Raw genomic sequence first — 18,559 nt, forward strand, 5'->3', positions numbered from 1 at the left:
CGGCTGCGGTCACGGCGCGGGTGGCGATAGATTAGGCCCCTAACACGCCGCTTTGTGGCATAATACGGCTAACGTCACATTTTATAAAAGAGTCTCTCTTTTGCTAATTAGTAACAACATCACCATGCAATTCGGCAGCAAACCACTGTTCGAGAACATTTCCGTCAAGTTTGGCGGCGGCAATCGCTACGGACTTATCGGCGCTAACGGCTGTGGTAAATCCACCTTGATGAAAATTCTGGGCGGTGATTTGACGCCTACCGCCGGCAACGTGAGCCTTGACCCCAATGAACGTCTCGGTAAATTGCGCCAGGATCAATTTGCCTTTGAACAGGATAGCGTGCTGGATACCGTCATCGTGGGTCATGCGGAACTGTGGGCAGTCAAACAAGAGCGCGACAGCATTTACGCCTTGCCCGAAATGAGCGAAGCGCAGGGCTACCGGGTGGCGGATTTGGAAGTGTTGTACGGTGAAATGGATGGCTATACCGCAGAGGCGCGCGCCGGCGAATTGTTGCTGGGCGTCGGCATCCCGCTGGAGCAGCACTATGGCCCGATGAGCGAAGTGGCGCCCGGCTGGAAGCTGCGTGTGTTGCTGGTGCAGGCGCTGTTCGCCGATCCGGAAATTCTGCTGCTGGATGAACCGACCAACAACCTGGACATCAATACCATCCGCTGGCTGGAGCAGGTGCTGAATGAACGTAACAGCACAATGATCATCATTTCCCATGACCGGCATTTTCTCAACATGGTCTGCACCCATATGGCAGATTTGGATTATGGCGAGTTGCGCATCTATCCGGGCAATTATGATGATTATATGACGTCGTCAACGCAGGCGCGCGAGCGGTTGGTGGCGGATAATGCCAAGAAAAAGGCACAGATTGCCGAGCTGCAGTCGTTTGTCAGCCGCTTTAGCGCCAACGCATCGAAATCCCGTCAGGCGACTTCCCGCGCCCGCAGATTGATAAGATTAAGCTTGACGAAATCAAGGCATCCAGCCGGCAGAATCCGTTTATCCGCTTTGAACAGGACAAAAAACTGTTTCGCAATGCTTTGCAGGTAGAGCAGATGTCCCAGGGTTTTGAGGGGGCGTCGCCGCTGTTGCAGGGGTTGAATATGATGGTTGAGGTGGGCGAGAAAGTGGCGATTCTCGGCGCCAATGGTATCGGTAAAACCACGCTGCTGAAAACGCTGATGGTCGAGTTTGCGCCGCAAAGCGGTGAAATCAAATGGTCCGAAAACGCCAACATTGGCTACTACTCCCAGGATCATGCCGCCGAGTTCGCCGAGAATATGACGGTATTCGACTGGATGAGTCAGTGGAAACAGGCCGGTGACGATGAGCAGGTGGTCCGCGGCATCCTTGGCCGGCTGCTGTTTGGCAAGCTGATGATGCAAAAGCCTAATATCCTGCTGATGGATAAGCCCACCAACCATCTGGACATGGAGTCCATTGAATCGCTGAACGCTGCCCTTGAGCTGTATCAGGGAACGTTGCTGTTTGTCTCTCATGACCGCGAGTTTGTCAGTTCGCTGGCTATTCGGATCGTGGAAATTCTGCCCAGTAAGGTCGTCGACTTCAGCGGCAATTATGAAGACTACCTGCGCAGTCAGGGCCTGAATTAATTTGCCTTAAATATGTCGTCAGGGAGTGGACCTAACGCGCATTTAAGCTTCTGTGTCCCAAGAGTGAGAGGGATGCTGCGCTTAAGCATCGCCAGAGGCTGGTGCGAGCGCGTGTCTGAACTCCTGTCTCCCCAGTGGGAGACGGATTCCGCGCTTAAACGTCATGAGTGTGCTGTGACAAAAACCTTTCCCCCCGCAGCGCAGAAAGCGGCTTTACATCCGCGCAATCGCCACTGCGGCGGCTATGATTTCACCGTGCTGGCGGCGGCCTGCCCGCCGCTTGCCCCGTTTGTGCGGCTGACCCCGGCGGGGACGCCTTCGGTGGATTTTGCTTCGCCGGCGGCGGTGACCCAGCTCAACCGCACGCTATTGCTGCATGATTACGGCCTGCGCCACTGGGATATCCCTGCTGGCTTTCTCTGCCCACCGGTACCCGGACGGCCGGATTATCTGCACCATCTGGCGGACCTGCTGGCGTCTGGTAACGGCGGGCGTATTCCCCGCGGTCGACGGGTGATGCTGCTGGATATCGGCGTGGGCGCCAATTGTATTTACCCGATTATCGGCCATCATGAATACGGCTGGCGTTTCACTGGATCGGATATCGATTCGCCGTCGCTACGCTGGGCGCAACAGATTGTCGATATGAATCCGTCGCTGGCGGGGGCGCTGCGCCTGCGTCGGTAGCGCCAGCCGGCGGCTATCTTTGACGGCATCATCGGCGCGGCTGAACGGTTCGATGCCACCCTGTGCAATCCGCCGTTTCATGCCTTGGCGTAAGAGGCTCTGGACAGCACCCGCCGCAAGCAGGTCAATCTGGCGCGGTCGACCCGGCATCGCCGGAGAAAACCTCTGGGGCAAAGGACCACGACGAAACGCCCGACAGCCGCCCGCCGGCGCCTCAGGCCGATGCGTTGACGCCCAATTTTGGCGGCTTGCACAATGAGCTATGGTGTCCCGGCGGCGAGCTGGCCTTTGTGCGCCGCACGGTTGCGGAAAGCGTCGCCTGCGCCCGGCAATGCCTGTGGTTTACCACGCTGGTGTCGAAGAACACGACGTTAACACCGCTGTATCGCGCCATCGAACAGGCGGGCGCCCGTGCGGTGCGTACGGTGCCGATGGGACAGGGGCAGAAAATCAGCCAGTTTGTCGCCTGGAGTTTTTTTGATGCGGCGGGGCAGGCGGACTGGGCCGCGCGCCGCTGGCGCGATGAAGGCGCGGCCGCTCAGGGTGTGCCGCAGATCTCGCAGTGGGGATGGCGCTGCAGCCGCATTTCCCGCAGTTGCAGCATCATGGCATCCAACATCACCAGTTTACCCACCGGGGATTGCCCGTAATCGGGTTAACACCTTGACGGCTTCCATGCCTGCAGCGCGCCGATGATGCCCACCAGCGGCCCCATTACCCCCGCTTCAGCGCAGGTCAGACTCTCGGCGCCGAATAACCGGCTCAGGCAGCGGTAGCACGGCTCGCCCGGCTGATAGAGGAAAACGCTGATTTGCCCCTCCATCCGGATCGCCGTGCCGGAAATCAACGGACACGGCGCGGATAGCAGCAGTGGTTAAACTGTTCGCGCGCCTCGACGTTGTCGGTACAATCCAGCACGATGTTGCATTCGATCAGCAGCGCAGAGAGCGCCTCATCATCCAGTGCGCGGTCCACCGTCGTCAGTGTCACGTGCGGGTTCAACGCCGCGAGCGCCTGACGGGCCGATGTGACTTTGCTCTGGCCGATGCGACTGTCGTTATGCAATACATGACGCTGCAAATTCGATAGCGAGACGGTATCGAAATCCACAACACCAGCCGGTCGATGTCGGCGGCGGCCAGATACAGCGCCACTGCGCTGCCTAACCCGCCGAGCCTGGCAATCAGTGCACAGCTCGCTTTCAGCCGTTCCTGATCGTCAAAGTCGAAGCCGCGCAACATAATCTGGCGGTTGTAGCGCAGCATCTCCCGATGAGTTAATTCCGCCGCCATCCAGACTCCTCAGCCTTGCAGCAGGCTATTGAACGGTTATATGGTCACACATTCGCCGGCGGCCACGTCGCCGCGCGCTTGCTCCAGCACGATAAAGCAGTTGACGTTGGCGAAGGAGCTGAACACATGGGATCCCTGCGGACCGGTACTGGCGACTGCCACATCGCCCGCGGTGTCTATGCGGTAGCAGCCGCGTTGAAAATCCAGCCGGCCGAAGGCGAAGGGTTTGCCGGGCTTCATCGCCAGTTTCCAGAAATGAATATGCCCCAATTCTTCCAGCATAGTTTTGGTATAGTCCGCCTCACCGACCGACACGCCGCCGCTGGTGATGAGTAAATCCGCCCGGCTGTCCGCCTGACGAAACGCTTCATGTAAGGCGGCGGCATCGTCGGCGATAATCCCTAAATCTATGACCTCGCAGCTTAACCGGGTGAGCATCAGCCTGATGGCGAAGCGGTTGGTGTCGTAGATCTCGCCGGCGGCCAGCGGTGCGCCGATCGGCCGCAGTTCATAGCCGGTGGAAAACAAGGCCACGCGCAGACGGCGGCAGACGCGTACCGAGGCGATGCCCAGGGATGCCAGCAGCGGCAGCTCCTCCACCTGTAATAGCCGGCCCGCCGGCAGCACCTCGTCTCCTTGACGAATATCATCGCCGACCCGACGGATATTTTCGCCGGCGGCGGGTGAAACGCTAAACCGCACACCCTGTTCGCTGACCTCCGCGTATTCTTGCATGATGACCGCCTCGGCGCCGGCCGGGGTCGGCGCGCCGGTCATGATGCGAAGCGCACTGCCCGCAGGCCAGGGGCCGGTGAACGGCACCCCCGCCAGCGCCCGTCCCGCCACAGGCAACGCCGCGCCCGGCGCGAGGTCTGCCCGTCTGACGGCATAACCGTCCATGGCGGCATTGTCAAACGGCGGCACATTGACCGGCGAAACAATAGGTTCGGCTCTGATGCGACCGCAGGCGTTGGTCAAGGGCACGTTCTCGATATCGGTCGCCGTGACCGTGTCGACGGTGTCGAGTATAGTGGCCAACGCCTGCTCAAGCGTCAGCAACGGGGAAGGAGTGGAAGCCATGGCAACTCCTGTAAGCAACGGGGATCCGGTGAAAACCGCCTGATGCTAAGCAGCCCTTATTATGGCAGAGAACCCGATACCAGAGAACCGGGCCGGCGTGCATGCGTGGACGCGCGCGCCATGATCCGCGGCGCGAAGGCGGGTACCGCACATGGATGTAATATCATCAGGGTGATTAATATCACGTATTTCTACTTTACAGCAGCCAAGTGCGTCCATATAGTCAAAAATCGATAACATGTTAACGTTTAGCCTGACACTAAATGGCCTGAATCGTTATTGTCCGCGGCCCGCGCCGGTATCCGGCAGGGCGAGCCAATCATTACGTATCGACTGGGTAACCGTTGCAATGAGCAAAGCAGTGATAGTACTCCACGGTGGCGCCGGCGCACTGTCGTGTCAGACGATGAGTGAGGAAAAAGAACGCGATTACCGCCAGGCGCTTGACGCGATAGCCCGCAGCGGCCAGACAATCCTGGCCAACGGTGGCAGCGCCCTGGACGCCGTCACGGAAGCGGTGCGATTGCTTGAAGAGTTCCCTCTGTTTAACGCCGGCACCGGGGCGGTGTTCACCCATCAGGGTGCCCATGAGCTGGACGCCAGCGTGCGCTGGCGGCGGACGGTGGCGCGCTACTCGATCACGATGGCGCGGCCGCGGATCCGATCTACCCGGTTCGTAAGTTTAGTGCTGTCAGGGCCGTGGCATGCGATAGTCAGGGCAATCTGGCCGCCACCACCTCTACCGGCGCACGACCAATAAGCAGGCGGGTGGGTCGGGGATTCGCCTATCATCGGCGCCGGCTGTTATGCGGACAACGCTACCGTTGCCGTCTTTTGCACCGGCAGCGGCGAAGTGTTTATCCGCACCGCCGCAGCGCATGAGGTGGCGGCGCTGGTGGACTACGCCGGCTTATCCCTGGAGCAGGCGGCCGCGCGGGTGATCTTTGACCAAATTCAGCGTCCAGTTTCAGCGCGAAGGACCGCGTGTTGACGCGGTGCGTAATCTTTCTTTCGACGTTAATCGCGGCGAAACTTTAGCTATTGTCGGCGAGTCGGGGTCGGGAAAGTCCGTTACGTCGTTGTCGGTCATGCGGCTGGTGGAGCTGGGGGGAGGACGCATCGATAGCGGTACACTGCTGTTCCACCGGCGCTCGGGACAGGTGGTGGATCTGCGCCGCGCCTCAGCCCCCACGCTGCGTTCGCTGCGCTGCGCGGATATGGCGATGATTTTCCAGGAGCCGATGACGTCATTGAACCCGGTTTTCTCGGTCGGCGAGCAGATAGCGGAATCCATTCGTCTGCATCAGGGCAAGGATCATCGCAGCGCCAGACGCGAAGCGCTGCATATGTTGGATCTGGTACGGATCCCCGAGGCGCGCAATGTCCTCGACTGCTATCCGCATCAGCTGTCGGGCGGGATGCGTCAGCGGTTCATGATTGCCATGGAGCTGTCGTGCAGGCCGGCGTTGTTTATCGCCGATGAGCCCATGACCGCGCTGGATGTCACCATTCAGGCGCAGATCCTGCAATTGATACGGTTGCTGCAGCAGGAAAATGCACATGGGGGTGATGTTTATAACCCACGATATGGGCGTGGTGGTGGAAATGGAGGATCGGGTGCTGGTGATGTATCAGGGCAATGACGTGGAATCCACGCCGGCCGACGACGTGTTTCACCGACCGCACCATCCGTATACGCAGGCGCCGACGGCGATGCCGGCGGGATGTTGATTACCGAACGACCGGGCCGGCTACGCTACTGGCAACCCGGCACCCCGCTGTCGCCGCCGATTAACGGGGTGCCGGCGGTGTATGCCCACGGCCAGGGAGGGCTGTTCGACGTCCTGCCCGCGCCGGATTTTGCGCAATCCCGGCGCATTTACCTGAGTTTCGCCGAACAGGGCAAACAGGATGCGGGCACGGCGGTCAGCTATGGCCGCCTGTCAGAGGACCACCGTCACCTTATCGATGTTAAAATTATCTTCCGCCAGGGCCCGAAGCTGTCCAGCGGCGAGCATTTTGGCGGACGGCTGGCGTTTGACCTCTAGGGCATGCTCTACATCAGTCTGGGGAAAATAACCGCCGCCCCCCATGGCCCAGTCCCTGAGCAAACATCAGGGTAAAGTCGTGCGTCTGCACGGCAATGGCGACGTGCCGGAGGATAATCCGTTTGTGCATCAGGAGAACGCGCGGCCGGAAATCTGGACCTATGACCACTGCAATCCCCAGGGGTTAGCCATGAATCCCTGGACCGGCGATATGTGGGAAAATGAACACGGTCCGCGCGGCGGCGATGAAATCAATATCCTGCATAAAGGCGCCAATTACGGTTGGCCGATTGCCACCTATGGCATCAATTATTCCGGATTAAAGATCCCCGAGGCGTGTGGCGGCATTGTCGCGGGAACCGATCAGCTAGTCTGGTTTTGGCAACACTCGCCGGCGGTCAGAGGAATGGCGTTTTACCAAAGCGATCGCTTTCCCGCCTGGCAGCATTCGCTATTTATCGGCGCGCTAAAAACCAAGGTGCTGTTGCGCCTGAGTCTGAAGGGAAATGAGGTCGTATCGGAGCAGCGCTTACTGACGGATCGCACAGAGCGCATCCGCGATGTCCGCGCCGGCACCGATGGTTACCTCTACGTGCTGATCGATGAACGCAACGGTAAGCTGCTGCGGGTCGGCCTGCAGGAAGAATAAGCCGTGGATTGGTGTCAACTGAGCGGCAACATTACCCGCTGTTGATAGGCCGTCCGCTCGCACAGCGCCTGGTACCAGGCCTCCAGCCGCGGCCGGGGCTGTCGCTCAAGCGGCAGATTAAACCAGTTGTAGGTCAGACACCCCAGGGGAATGTCGACGATGCCAAAAGCCTCGCCGGCAAACCACGGCTGTTTTTCAAGCGCGCCATCGGCCACGGCGAACGGCTTTTCACACGCTGCGATGCCGCGGGCGATAGCCTCGGGATCGCGCTGTTTGGCCGGCGTGCGCACCAGTGAGATAAACAGCGGCTGCAGAGCGGGCGCCAGCAGCGAAAGCGTCCAGTCCATCTATTTTTCATTGCGGGCGCGCTCAGCGGCATCGGTGAGAAGCCAGACATCCTGACCGTAGCGAGCGGCGAGGTAACGCACGATAGTATTGGATTCCCACAGGACCAAATCGTTTTCATTATCCTGCAGGCAGGGGACCAGGCTGTTAGGATTCAGCGACAGAAAGGGCGCATCCTGATTCTTGCTATATTGCCCCCCGCCGGGATGAGATTGAATACCAGCTGCAGCTCCGACGCGCACCAGAGCACCTTTTTGACATTGACTGAATTCTCGCGACCCCAAATCGTTAACATAACGCCTCCAACAGCGAAATGATGAGTTTTACGCTTTCCCTGTCGACGGCGGCGGGCAGGCAACCTTCAGCGATGCGCCATACCCGGGCAGTGCGCCGACGACCGCGCGCAGGCCGCCAAAAGCGGGAGGCGGTGCACGCGGGCTCTTGAACGGTACGCAGGTGACGATTTTTCCGCCGGCGCCAAGGTTACCGCCGGCTAATTCTTTATTATGGGTGTTTACATGCTGTTCGCTTGCAAATAGCGCTACGGGTAAACAGTGTGTCTACTGTGACCGATTAGCGGGGTTTAATCAATTGCCCCGGCCTGCCGGGCGTTTTTTTTCCCCGCGCTTTACGGGCGCTGAAAAAATTGACAATAAAAGGGCTGACGCGCGCGCGCCAATGCGGCAAAGTTAAACGGTTTCGATTAGATTATCATTGCTAGAACATGATATAGACATGCGCGCGGCCTGTTGCCGGCCATGCGCGCAACATCCGCCACCGGATTACACGCGGTGACTCTTATTGAATGGATACTCTGGCCTCGTCATGATGAAACCTGTCCTCAGCAATCAACGTTATGCCCTTGCTTTGGGCACCCTGCTCCTGCTTGCCGTCCCTGCCGTTCGTGGCGCCGACGCCCCACCCGCCGCGCCGGAAATTAACGCCCGTGCCTATATTCTGATGGATTATCAGAGCGGCAAGGTGCTGGCGGAAGCCAACGCCGATCAGCGTCTTGATCCTGCGAGCCTCACTAAAATCATGTCCAGCTACGTGATTGGGCAGGCGATGAAGGCCGGCAAAATTCATCCGACGGACAAGGTGACTATCGGAAAGGATGCCTGGGCTACCGGCAATCCGGTGCTGCGCGGCTCGTCGCTGATGTTTCTCAAACCGGGCGAGCAGGTCACGGTTGACGATCTCAACAAAGGCATCGTCATCCAGTCCGGCAACGATGCCAGTATTGCGCTGGCGGATCACGTTGCGGGTAGCCAGGACGCTTTCGTTAGCCTGATTAATCAGTACGCTCAAGCGCTCGGGCTGAAGAATACCCACTTTCTCACGGTACATGGCCTGGACGCGGAAGGGCAGTACAGCACCGCGCGGGATATGGCCATTCTCAGCCAGGCGCTGATCCGCAATGTTCCGGACGAATACGCGCTGCATAAAGAGAAAGAATTCACCTACAACAAAATCAAACAGCCCAATCGTAATCGTCTGTTATGGAGCGGTAACCTGACCGTCGACGGCGTGAAAACCGGTTACACCAGCGGCGCCGGCCACAATCTGGTGGCGTCAGCCACCGATAATGGTATGCGGCTCATTTCCGTCGTGCTCGGCGCCCCGACCGATGGCATTCGCTTTCGCGAAAGCGAGAAGCTGCTGACCTGGGGCTTCCGCTTTTATGAAACCGTCATGCCGGTGCCGAAGGACCGACCGTTTACCCAGCAACGGGTGTGGTTCGGCGATCGCAGCCAGGTGAATCTGGGCGTGGCCCAGGATGCGGCCATTACCTTGTCGAAAGGGCAATTGAAAAACATGAAGGCTTCCTTTACGCTGTCCTCCCCGCACCTGGAGGCGCCGCTGGCCAAGGATCAGGTCGTGGGCACCATCGATTTTAGCCTTGATGGCAAGGTTATCGAGCAGCGGCCGCTGGTGGTGATGGAAGAGGTGAAGAAAGGCGGCATATTCCGCACGCTGTGGGACTGGATCCTGCTGAAAGTTCATAGTCTGTTCAGCTAACCTGCGGTGAGATGGCGCGGCGTGCTGTCACCACGCCGTTTTGTCGTCGGCCGCCACGTCAATCGGACCTAGGCTCATCCATTTTATGGCGACGCGGGTGCTGCGTGAGCCGGTGCTTCTAGCACAGTGCGGCGGGTCTGCGTTAATCCCCATGCTTATGGTGTTACGGCCGCCCGATGCGCCTTGACTTGATACCTCCAGCGCAGTGCCGGCAGTGCCTTGCTTATCGCTGCCGCCGGCGCTTTTGCTGTGGGCGCCGTTACTGCATCACACCCGAAGCCACCGGCGCTACGCCACCGGGGTGGCAGGACTGTCGCCGGACGCCGGACGCGTTTATTATTACATCAGCTTGTAAATTGTCCCGGTCAGTGCGATAAGCCCAATCGCCCAAACGAAGTAATTACTTGCCAAACCGCGGTAGCGCGTCATGGCGGGCACTTTATGAATAGCGTACATCGGCATTAAAAACAGCAGCATGGCAATGATGGGGCCGCCCAGGGTTTCAATCATCCCCAAAATGCTGGGGTTAATGGTGGCCACCAGCCAGGCGGTCAGCAGCATGAATACGGCGGTGACCTTGCTCATCGTGCTGGCGGAAATTTCCTTGCCGCGGGCCTGTAATGCCGAGGTTACCAGCCCACTAAAACCTTCACTAGCGCCGAGATAGTGGCCGAGAAATGATTTGGCAATAGCCACCAAAGCGATAATCGGCCCCAGTGAGGCGATGAACGGATTATCAAAGTGGTTGGCAAGGTACGACAGCATGGATATATTTTGATCTTTGGCTTCCTGCATGTTTTCCGGCGAGAGGCTAAGGGCGCAGCTAAAAACGAAAAACATTACCGTCAGCACCATCATTACGTGGCTACAGGCCAAAACGCGGGCGCATTTTGCCTCGGCCCCTTCGCCATATTCTTCGCGTTTTGACATCGCGAATGAGGAGATAATGGGGGAATGATTAAACGAAAACACCATGACCGGCACCGCCAGCCACAGGGTGCTGAGCAGTCCGCCGCCGTCGGCCTGGGGCTGCACCAGCGGGGAATGGAAAATTGCGCCGCTCCAGTACGGAATGAGATAAAACGACAAAAACACCAGTACCGCCACAAACGGGAACACCAGAACGCTCATGGACTTCACAATAATGTCCTTGCCAAGCCAGATGATCATCATCAGCCCGACTATCAGCAGCAGCGCCAATAACGCCCGCGGCGGCGCGTTGTAACCTAGCTGATGTACGATAAAACTCTCGACGGTATTGGTGATGGCGACGCTGTAAACCAGCAGGATGGGATAGATAGCGAAAAAGTACAGCAGCGTAATCAGGTTACCGACGCGGTTGCCGAAATGTTCCTTGACGACATCGGTAATGTCATTGCATTTGCCGTTGCCCGACAGCACAAAACGCGTCATGCCCCGATGGGCGAAAAAGGTCATGGGAAAGGCGATAAGCGCCATTATAAGCAGTGGCAGAAGCCCGCCGATACCTGCATTGATGGGTAAAAATAGCACGCCGGCGCCAATCGCCGTGCCATATAGCCCCAACATCCAGACCGTATCAGTTTTACGCCAGGACGCATCGGACGGGATCGCCCGTGCGGGGGAAGCTTTTGTTATGTCCATAAATTCTCCGAATATAATGCAAAGGCTGACCGGTGATTGATAATAGCCGTCGCCGTTACTCTGTTTAATATGATTATATTTATGTTGTTCAATTATATGTTGTCGAATCATCGGTAATCTTCGGGGGGATAATAAAGTGTTTATTTGTCACTTCCAGCGTTGATACCATTTTTTTTGACGCCGGTCGAATAATTAATTGCAACAACCGATGAAGGCATAATATTCCCTGCTGTGAGTCAATTAATGAGCAATGGCATAAGAGTTTACGGCTGATAAATTTATGCTATTTCTTATATTTCAAGATGTTAATTTATATTTTGTCAGGTTTTTCTTTCTTGGTCGATTTTTGTTAATTTCGCGCGCGGCGTGTAAAATTAACGTATAAAAAGAGTGAGTAAATATTGCTCATAAAAAAGTCTGAGGCGGGAGTTTATATTTTCTGCGGGAAAAATATGCAACCGATGGTGATTAATTGTGCAAACGCGACAATAGTGTATGAAATTTGACTCATTCGCCATGAAGATTAAATGTTGCGTGGTCCCAATATACCGATATTTTGGCTTGCGCTACGTCCGCACTTGACGGCGATAGACGACGAACGCCTCGCAGGTTGGGGTATACCCGCTAGCGATATTTTGCCCGAGAGGCGTTTTTTATAAAAAGGGATGACAAGGGCAATGGGATAGAGGAATAAAAAAACCAAGCGTCTTGAACCTAATAGGCGGGACGCTTGGGCTCCTCAAAATGGGGACATCAAAGAAAAGCAGTGGCATAAAGTAGGACCGGGAGGCGGGGCAAAAGTTCTGCCGACGCGGGAAATATTTTTTTACGCTCGGTAAGCGCGCTCGCCCCCCCTGGCCGAACAGTAGTCAGCGTGCCGGGCCCGGAAAATGTCCGCATGGCCGCGTGCACCCACCTTCCGCGCGGGGCAAACGCCGGCGTCCGGTCCCGGAGGCTGTCGACACGCAGCCAGGGCGAGCGCTGGCCTTCGAGGCCCGCCAAAGCGCTTCATACACCGTGACAGCACGTTAACCAGTTAATAACTCTTGGTCGCTAAAGCGGAAAAAGACGCGCCGGCCTTTGACGCCCTCACCATCAAGCCATTTTATGAAAAGTTTAACGCTTTTATCGGGTTAGCCTGCGCTGCGTTGGCACCCTCGCGATGTGGGTCGGCGCCCGGCAGCAAATTGCTAACACTTTCGCAGTGCTTTGTAACAATAATATGACCTAATACCTGCGAAAGCGTAACCAAAATTTTACCTTCAAAACCTTGATATAGTTAAAGTTACCCGTTAAATTTATTTAACCACTATCTCCGGTGGCCAGGCTTGCCTGACCTCCTGAGACCTTACATGCTGCGACGCGAATAGAGGCAACTGAATGCCAATAGTCAGACGGCTTTTGGACCGTCTGCCGGGATGTCTGCCCCTGAATCTGGGGGGCGTTTGCTTTTTTACACCGGGAAACAGGCATTATTGCCGCCATCGTGGCGGGTATCTATGAGGAAGGCGACCATGGCGATTCACCGGCATAACGCAGGTATTGCGGCCAGCACGCTAATTTTCGTGCTGATCTTTATTAGTTAAAAAACCGCTCTGGTCGCCTTGGCCGGGGAGGGACACGGCGGGCAGTTCGGCCTGATGCTATTTATGTTGCCCGGTATTTTCGGCGCGCTGCTGGCGGGCAACAATAAGCTGGTTCATCCCTTATTGGGTGGTGTGATGGCCGCGGCGATCTGCTGGCCGCTGTTCAGTCTCGGCCTGGAGACCGGCTACAGTCTGTGGCAGCAGGTAACCTATTTGCTGAGCGCCGTATTCTGGTGTGGTTTCGGCGCGCTGGGCTGCTGCTTCGCCGGATGCTGATGCACCATCCGGTGCATTGAGCCTGCGGTTGACGGGGTAAGCGGTAACGTTCGTTCAGCCCATGCGGCCCGCCAGCGACGGGCGCTCTAGCCGTTGTCAGGATGAGTACAGGCTTAGGTTTTCTTTGGCGTAAGCTTCAAAATCAGTACAGCCGCCGATATGGATCTGATCGACAAAAATCTGCGGTACCGTTTCCACCAGCTTACCGACGGTTTTCGACAGGTCGGTTTTCGAGATGCCTTCGGCGTGGATATCAATATAACGGTAGGTGAAGTCATCCCGTTCCGCGGTCAGTTTTTCAGCCAGCGATTTAGCACGTACACAATAAGGACAACCCGGACGACCGAAAATGACTGCAAACATAACCACTCCTCATACATTAGCGAATATCGTAACGGCAAGCGCGTGGCGCGCTGCTTTTTTTGCCGCGGATCACTATGCCTGCCCCGGCGGGTAAAAAAAGCAGAAATTACCTCTCGATCCCATACCCTTAACCAATCTTTGCCACAGCGGGCGCAGAGGAGATGTCGGCGGTGGGGTGCTGGCGGCGAGACATCGATGGGGGCGAGAGCGGCAGGCTTCAGTGGCACGGCCGCACCCGCACGACTGCCGTCAGCCTCTTATCCGTGTGGAACATGGCGTGCTGACGTTGCCTTGCGGCGCAGGCCGAATCTTTTCTCGACCCCCGCCGGTCGCGGGATTATGATGTTGCCAACGCTATACTTTGCTTGGATAAAGTGTGAAACTAGCCATTCTCTCCCGCGATGGGACCCTGTTCTCCTGCCGCCGGCTGCGCGAGGCCGCTCAGGCCAGAGGCCATAAGGTCGACGTTATCGATCCACTTTCCTGTTATATGAATATCAACAGTGCAGCCCCTTCGATTCACTACCGTGGCCGGCGTCTGAAACATTACGACGCCGTGATCCCGCGTATTGGCCCGTTGACCACCTTTTATGGCACCGCGGTGCTGCGCCAATTCGAGATGCTGGGCAGCTATGCTCTTAACGAATCGGCGGCGATCACTCGCGCGCGGGACAAATTGCATTCGTTACAATTGCTGGCACGTCAGGGCATAGACCTGCCCATTACCGGCTTTGCCGATTCGCCGGACGATACCGGCGATCTCATCACTATGGTGGGCGGCGCGCCGCTGGTGGTGAAGCTGGTGGAGGGAACGCAGGGCATAGGTGTCGTACTGGCGGAGACGCGGCAGGCGGCGGAAAGCGTTATTGACGCGTTTCGCGGCCTGAAAGCGCAATTCCTGGTGCAGGAGTTTGTCGCCGAAGCCGGCGGGCGAGATGTCCGCTGTCTGGTGATAGGCGATAAGGTCGTGGCGGTAATCGAACGCCATGCCAAAGAGGGGGATTTTCGCTCCAATCTGCATCGCGGCGGCAGCGCGCGGGCGGTGACCATTAGCGCGGCGGAGCGGGCGGTGGCGATTCACGCCGCAGCGGCGCTGGGCCTTAACGTCGCTGGCGTGGACATCCTGCGCGCAAAGAGGGGACCGTTAGTGATGGAGGTGAACGCGTCCCCGGGGCTGGAAGGGATAGAAGCCGCCAGCGATATGGATATCGCGACCCTGATGATCACGTTTATTGAAGCGCGTCTCGCCGACCGATCCTCGCGCTAAGCGAACATAACCTGTTTTTCAGAAAAAATCGGCGCGCGGGGCGTCGGTGACTCCCCCTGCCCGGGGATTGCTTAAAAATCAATCGTCTATTTGTTTGCCGGCGCGGTCAGCGGCAGTCGAATTCGCCCCATTGTCGCCAATCTCGGCTAAGGGAAGGTGAAATTGCTGCATTTGGCCATAGCGCTACTATTTATTATTCCGTAAGCTATGCCCCGTTTCACACTAAGAGAAGAGGTTGGCCTTATATAGATTCACTTGTCGTATCGGATCTGGATATCCTGAAGCGCTGGCTGGAGAAGCTGAATTTGTCATTCTATGAATGTGACTCCTGCCAGGTTTTGCATCTGCCGCATATGCAGAATTTCGACGGCATTTTTGATGCAAAGGTTGATATGGTTGACAATGTCATCTTGTTTTCCGCCATGGCGGAGGTACAGCCGACGGCTCTTATCGCGCTAGTGGGAGATTTGAGTCAGATCAACGCCAGTTCGCTGACGGTGAAAGCGTTTATCGACATTCAGGACGATAATTTGCCACAAACTTGTGGCCTGCCAGGCCCTGGTCAGCGCCGCCGGGGTCACCCTCGGCCAGTTCCGCCATTTCATGCAGCAGGCCGAGGAGCAGATTTCCATGCTCATCATGGAAGCGCGCGCCAACGATCTGCTGTTTATGGGCGAAGACGATGACAACGACGCCCATGCCCCTTCGGCGCCGGTTATCCACGAACTCGCGTGCAGCCCGGGCCTTTTTCGTACTGACGCGATGAAGCACCTATTCCGCTTAGGTGTGCCCTCTTAGGCCGCGCGATTGTCGGTGCCCAGCGCTCCGAATCCTGCCTTTTCAACGTCCACTTCTTCAACGCCTGCGGCATAAGGGAGTGGATCGGCGGCGTCAAGTCGTTATCCTGCCTTTTTTCATTGAATGTGGCTTTTATACTGTGAGAATCTGTTTTTTCGCTATTTTATCTGCCACGCTCCCTCGGTTGTCACCCTAAAATACCACAAAATGAATAATTAGTCACTTAAAGTCGTTTTTTACGCCGGATGCTGGCGCAGGAACGCCTGTGCAGTTATGCTGGCGACAGGCGCCGCGGGGTATTGCGCTACGCAGCGTCGATGCTCGCCAAAAGGAACCGGCCGTGGTGCGGCGGGTTTACCGTACAAGCCGCCCTGGAATGCCGGGATTGCGCTTATCATAGATGACCTGGATCGGCGCTACGACATAAGCTCCGTATTGTGATGAAGGTTTTAGGGAGGAAGTAACGGATGTTCACCCAACGTCAATCATGGCTTACCGGTGCGATTGCCGGCTTACTGATGGCCGTTTCTGCGTCTGCGTCCGCGGAGCAAAAAACGCTGCACGTGTATAACTGGTCAGATTATATCGGGCCGAATACCGTCCCTGATTTTGAAAAGAAAACCGACATCAAGGTGGTCTATGACGTTTTCGATTCCAATGAGGTTTTGGAAGGGAAACTGATGGCCGGTAGTACTGGCTTTGATATTGTGGTGCCCTCTGCGAGCTTCCTGGAGCGTCAGCTGTCGGCCGGTGTCTTCCAACCGCTGGATAAGAGCAAACTGCCCAATTACAAAAATCTCGACCCGGAGCTGCTCAAACTCATCAGCTGCCACGATCCGGATAACAAATATGCCGTTCCCTATATGTGGGCCACGACCAGTATCGGCTATAACGTCGAGAAGGTCAAAGCGGTGCTGGGCAAAGACGCGCCGGTCAACAGCTGGGATTTGGTGCTGAAACCAGAAAACCTGGCAAAGCTGAAAAGCTGCGGCGTGTCATTCCTCGACGCGCCTTTCGAGATTTACGCAACGGTGCTCAATTACCTGGGTAAAGATCCCAACAGCGACAACGCCGCCAATTATACTGGGCCGGCCACCGATCTGTTGCTGAAACTGCGACCGAGTATTCTATACTTTCACTCTTCTCAATACATTAACGACCTGGCGAACGGCGATATTTGTGTCACCATCGGCTGGGTGGGCGATGTCATGCAGGCCGCCAATCGGGCCAAGGAAGCGAAAAATGGCGTAAACATCGCTTATTCGATTCCGAAAGAGGGGGCGCTGGCGTTTTTTGACGTGCTGGCCATTCCGGCGGACGCCAAAAATCTCGATGAAGCCTACCAATTCATTAACTATCTTCTGGAGCAGCAGGTGATTGCCGACGCCAGTAACCAGATCTTCTACGCCAATGGCAACAAGGCGGCCACGCCGCTGGTAAATCAGGAAGTGCGTGACAATCCTGGTATTTACCCGCCGGCGGACGTGCGCGCCAAACTGTTTACGCTGAAAGTGCAGCCGCCGAAAATCGACCGAGTGATTACCCGCGCCTGGACCAAAGTAAAAAGCGGCAAATAATCCGGCGAATTACGCTACGCTTACCTTAACCGACAGGCGGCTCACCCCCCGCCTGTTATGCTTTGTTTGCGGCGATACGCCGGCTGAGCCGGTCCGCTGCCCCCGCCGATACCGGAGAGTGATGTTAGTGAACGATGCCATACCCCGTCCGCCGTCCAACAGCGCCCGCAAAATGGTGACGCCATTACTGGAAATCCGCAACCTGACCAAAAGCTTTGACGGGCAGATGGTGGTGGATAATGTCAGTTTTACCATCTATAAAGGGGAAATGTTCGCCCTGTTGGGCGCTTCCGGCTGCGGCAAATCCACGCTGTTGCGGATGCTGGCGGGCTTCGAGGCGCCGACCCACGGCGCTATTGTCCTCGATGGTCAGGATCTCTCCCATACGCCGCCCTATCAACGGCCCATTAATATGATGTTCCAGTCCTATGCGTTGTTCCCCCACATGACGGTGGAGCAGAACATTGCCTTTGGCCTGAAGCAGGACAAGCTGCCGCGTGCGGAGATTAAACTGCGGGTGGAAGAGATGCTGGCGATGGTGCATATGCAGGAATTTGCGGCGCGCAAGCCGCATCAGCTTTCCGGCGGCCAGCGCCAGCGGGTGGCCCTGGCGCGCAGCCTGGCCAAACGGCCCAAGCTTCTGCTGCTGGATGAACCGATGGGGGCACTGGATAAAAAGCTGCGTGACCGCATGCAGCTGGAAGTGGTGGATATTCTTGAGCGGGTCGGCGTGACCTGCATCATGGTTACCCACGATCAGGAAGAAGCGATGACCATGGCGGGCCGTATTGCCATCATGAACCGCGGCAAATTTGTGCAAATCGGTGAGCCGGAGGAGATATATGAGCATCCTAACAGTCGCTTCAGCGCCGAGTTTATCGGGTCGGTGAACATGTTCGAGGGGCTGCTCAAAGCGCGTTCGGACAACGCGCTTATCCTGCAAAGCCCGGGTCTGCTGTTGCCACTGCGGGTCAATACCGATGTATCGGTGGTGGACGGCGTCCCGGTCCATGTCGCGCTGCGGCCGGAGAAAATCATGCTATGTGAGGGCGTGCCCAAAGACGGCTGTAACTTCGCCGTTGGTGAGGTGATCAATATCGCCTACCTGGGGGATTTGTCCATTTATCACGTCCGCCTGAACAGCGGGCATATCATCAGTGCCCAGTTGACCAATACCCACCGTTACCGTAAAGGCGCGCCCACCTGGGGCGACCAGGTAAACCTGTGCTGGGACGCGGACAGTTGTATTGTGCTTACGGTTTAGGGGAGGGGAAGATGATGTCCAACGCTAACCCTACACCGCCGTCTGGCGGCGCGCGG

9 protein-coding genes and 8 pseudogenes are annotated in these 18,559 nt (G+C 56.9%); 11 read left to right on the plus strand and 6 right to left on the minus strand.

From position 1 onward, the window contains the following. The first annotated feature begins 100 nt into the window (after window positions 1-100). Together SGP1_RS07845 and rlmF are read left to right on the plus strand one after the other, a co-directional pair. Window positions 101-1,629, plus strand: a pseudogene (locus SGP1_RS07845) (ABC-F family ATPase). 174 nt (window positions 1,630-1,803) lie between these two features. Next, window positions 1,804-2,831, plus strand: a pseudogene (gene rlmF, locus SGP1_RS29340) (23S rRNA (adenine(1618)-N(6))-methyltransferase RlmF); the annotation flags it as partial. Between the two features lie 23 nt (window positions 2,832-2,854). Here the strand turns inward: rlmF and SGP1_RS07855 are convergent. Continuing rightward, window positions 2,855-3,608: pseudogene (locus tag SGP1_RS07855) on the minus strand (molybdopterin-synthase adenylyltransferase MoeB). Between the two features lie 36 nt (window positions 3,609-3,644). Further along, window positions 3,645-4,688, minus strand: coding sequence for a molybdopterin-binding protein (locus SGP1_RS07860; protein ID WP_041866753.1), 1,044 nt, complete (start codon window positions 4,686-4,688; stop codon window positions 3,645-3,647). 349 nt (window positions 4,689-5,037) lie between these two features. Here SGP1_RS07860 and SGP1_RS26880 point away from each other — a divergent pair. The 3 pseudogenes from SGP1_RS26880 to SGP1_RS07875 form a co-directional block, all read left to right on the plus strand. Continuing rightward, window positions 5,038-5,643 (plus strand): annotated as a pseudogene (locus SGP1_RS26880) (isoaspartyl peptidase/L-asparaginase); the annotation flags it as partial. Continuing rightward, window positions 5,633-6,407, plus strand: a pseudogene (locus tag SGP1_RS07870) (ABC transporter ATP-binding protein); the annotation flags it as partial. The pseudogenes SGP1_RS26880 and SGP1_RS07870, both read left to right, overlap by 11 nt. Further along, window positions 6,401-7,385: pseudogene (locus SGP1_RS07875) on the plus strand (PQQ-dependent sugar dehydrogenase); the annotation flags it as partial. The pseudogenes SGP1_RS07870 and SGP1_RS07875, both read left to right, overlap by 7 nt. A gap of 14 nt (window positions 7,386-7,399) precedes the next feature. Here the strand turns inward: SGP1_RS07875 and SGP1_RS07880 are convergent. Continuing rightward, a pseudogene (locus SGP1_RS07880) lies at window positions 7,400-8,025 on the minus strand (glutathione S-transferase). 530 nt (window positions 8,026-8,555) lie between these two features. Between SGP1_RS07880 and SGP1_RS07885 the strand changes: the two are divergent. Further along, window positions 8,556-9,749 carry a serine hydrolase gene (locus tag SGP1_RS07885; RefSeq protein WP_041866754.1) on the plus strand — a complete coding sequence of 398 codons (1,194 nt, stop codon included), beginning with the start codon at window positions 8,556-8,558 and terminating at the stop codon, window positions 9,747-9,749. Between the two features lie 339 nt (window positions 9,750-10,088). Here SGP1_RS07885 and SGP1_RS07890 read toward each other — a convergent pair whose 3' ends face one another. Beyond that, window positions 10,089-11,372 (minus strand): serine/threonine transporter, encoded by a 1,284-nt coding sequence (locus tag SGP1_RS07890; protein WP_011410783.1) that lies wholly within the window; start codon window positions 11,370-11,372, stop codon window positions 10,089-10,091. 1,604 nt (window positions 11,373-12,976) lie between these two features. On the opposite strand from SGP1_RS07890, the gene ybjM reads away from it, so the two are divergent. Next, window positions 12,977-13,234: an inner membrane protein YbjM gene (gene ybjM, locus SGP1_RS07895; protein ID WP_050747496.1), complete on the plus strand. Its 258-nt coding sequence runs from the start codon at window positions 12,977-12,979 to the stop codon at window positions 13,232-13,234. 96 nt (window positions 13,235-13,330) lie between these two features. Here the strand turns inward: ybjM and SGP1_RS07900 are convergent, their stop codons facing one another. Continuing rightward, on the minus strand, window positions 13,331-13,597 hold the full coding sequence (locus SGP1_RS07900) for a GrxA family glutaredoxin (protein ID WP_011410784.1): 267 nt from the start codon (window positions 13,595-13,597) through the stop codon (window positions 13,331-13,333). A gap of 376 nt (window positions 13,598-13,973) precedes the next feature. Between SGP1_RS07900 and rimK the strand changes: the two genes are divergently transcribed. Beyond that, window positions 13,974-14,864 (plus strand): 30S ribosomal protein S6--L-glutamate ligase, encoded by an 891-nt coding sequence (gene rimK, locus SGP1_RS07905; RefSeq protein ID WP_011410785.1) that lies wholly within the window; start codon window positions 13,974-13,976, stop codon window positions 14,862-14,864. A gap of 245 nt (window positions 14,865-15,109) precedes the next feature. Continuing rightward, window positions 15,110-15,662 (plus strand): annotated as a pseudogene (locus tag SGP1_RS07910) (YbjN domain-containing protein). 236 nt (window positions 15,663-15,898) lie between these two features. Here the strand turns inward: SGP1_RS07910 and SGP1_RS30655 are convergent. Continuing rightward, a complete protein-coding gene (locus SGP1_RS30655) occupies window positions 15,899-16,060 on the minus strand; it encodes a hypothetical protein (RefSeq protein ID WP_158302355.1) in 162 nt (53 codons plus the stop codon). 69 nt (window positions 16,061-16,129) lie between these two features. On the opposite strand from SGP1_RS30655, the gene potF reads away from it, so the two are divergent. Together potF and potG are read left to right on the plus strand one after the other, a co-directional pair. Continuing rightward, window positions 16,130-17,239, plus strand: coding sequence for a spermidine/putrescine ABC transporter substrate-binding protein PotF (gene potF, locus SGP1_RS07915; protein ID WP_011410786.1), 1,110 nt, complete (start codon window positions 16,130-16,132; stop codon window positions 17,237-17,239). A 127-nt stretch (window positions 17,240-17,366) separates the two neighbouring features. After that, complete coding sequence (potG, locus tag SGP1_RS07920; protein WP_011410787.1) at window positions 17,367-18,503, plus strand: putrescine ABC transporter ATP-binding subunit PotG; 1,137 nt, start codon at window positions 17,367-17,369, stop codon at window positions 18,501-18,503. The last annotated feature ends 56 nt before the right edge of the window (window positions 18,504-18,559 follow it).

The sequence above is a fragment of the Sodalis glossinidius str. 'morsitans' genome (assembly GCF_000010085.1).
Classification (GTDB): Bacteria; Pseudomonadota; Gammaproteobacteria; order Enterobacterales; family Enterobacteriaceae; genus Sodalis; species Sodalis glossinidius.

Excerpts from the sequence above, each read along its gene's own strand:
- SGP1_RS07860 (WP_041866753.1), bottom strand. The coding sequence starts at position 4,688 with ATGGCTTCCACTCCTTCCCCGTTGCTGACGCTTGAGCAGGCGTTGGCC.
- SGP1_RS07885 (WP_041866754.1), top strand. The coding sequence starts at position 8,556 with ATGATGAAACCTGTCCTCAGCAATCAACGTTATGCCCTTGCTTTGGGC.
- SGP1_RS07890 (WP_011410783.1), bottom strand. The coding sequence starts at position 11,372 with ATGGACATAACAAAAGCTTCCCCCGCACGGGCGATCCCGTCCGATGCG.
- SGP1_RS07900 (WP_011410784.1), bottom strand. The coding sequence starts at position 13,597 with ATGTTTGCAGTCATTTTCGGTCGTCCGGGTTGTCCTTATTGTGTACGT.
- SGP1_RS30655 (WP_158302355.1), bottom strand. The coding sequence starts at position 16,060 with ATGATAAGCGCAATCCCGGCATTCCAGGGCGGCTTGTACGGTAAACCC.
- potF (WP_011410786.1), top strand. The coding sequence starts at position 16,130 with ATGTTCACCCAACGTCAATCATGGCTTACCGGTGCGATTGCCGGCTTA.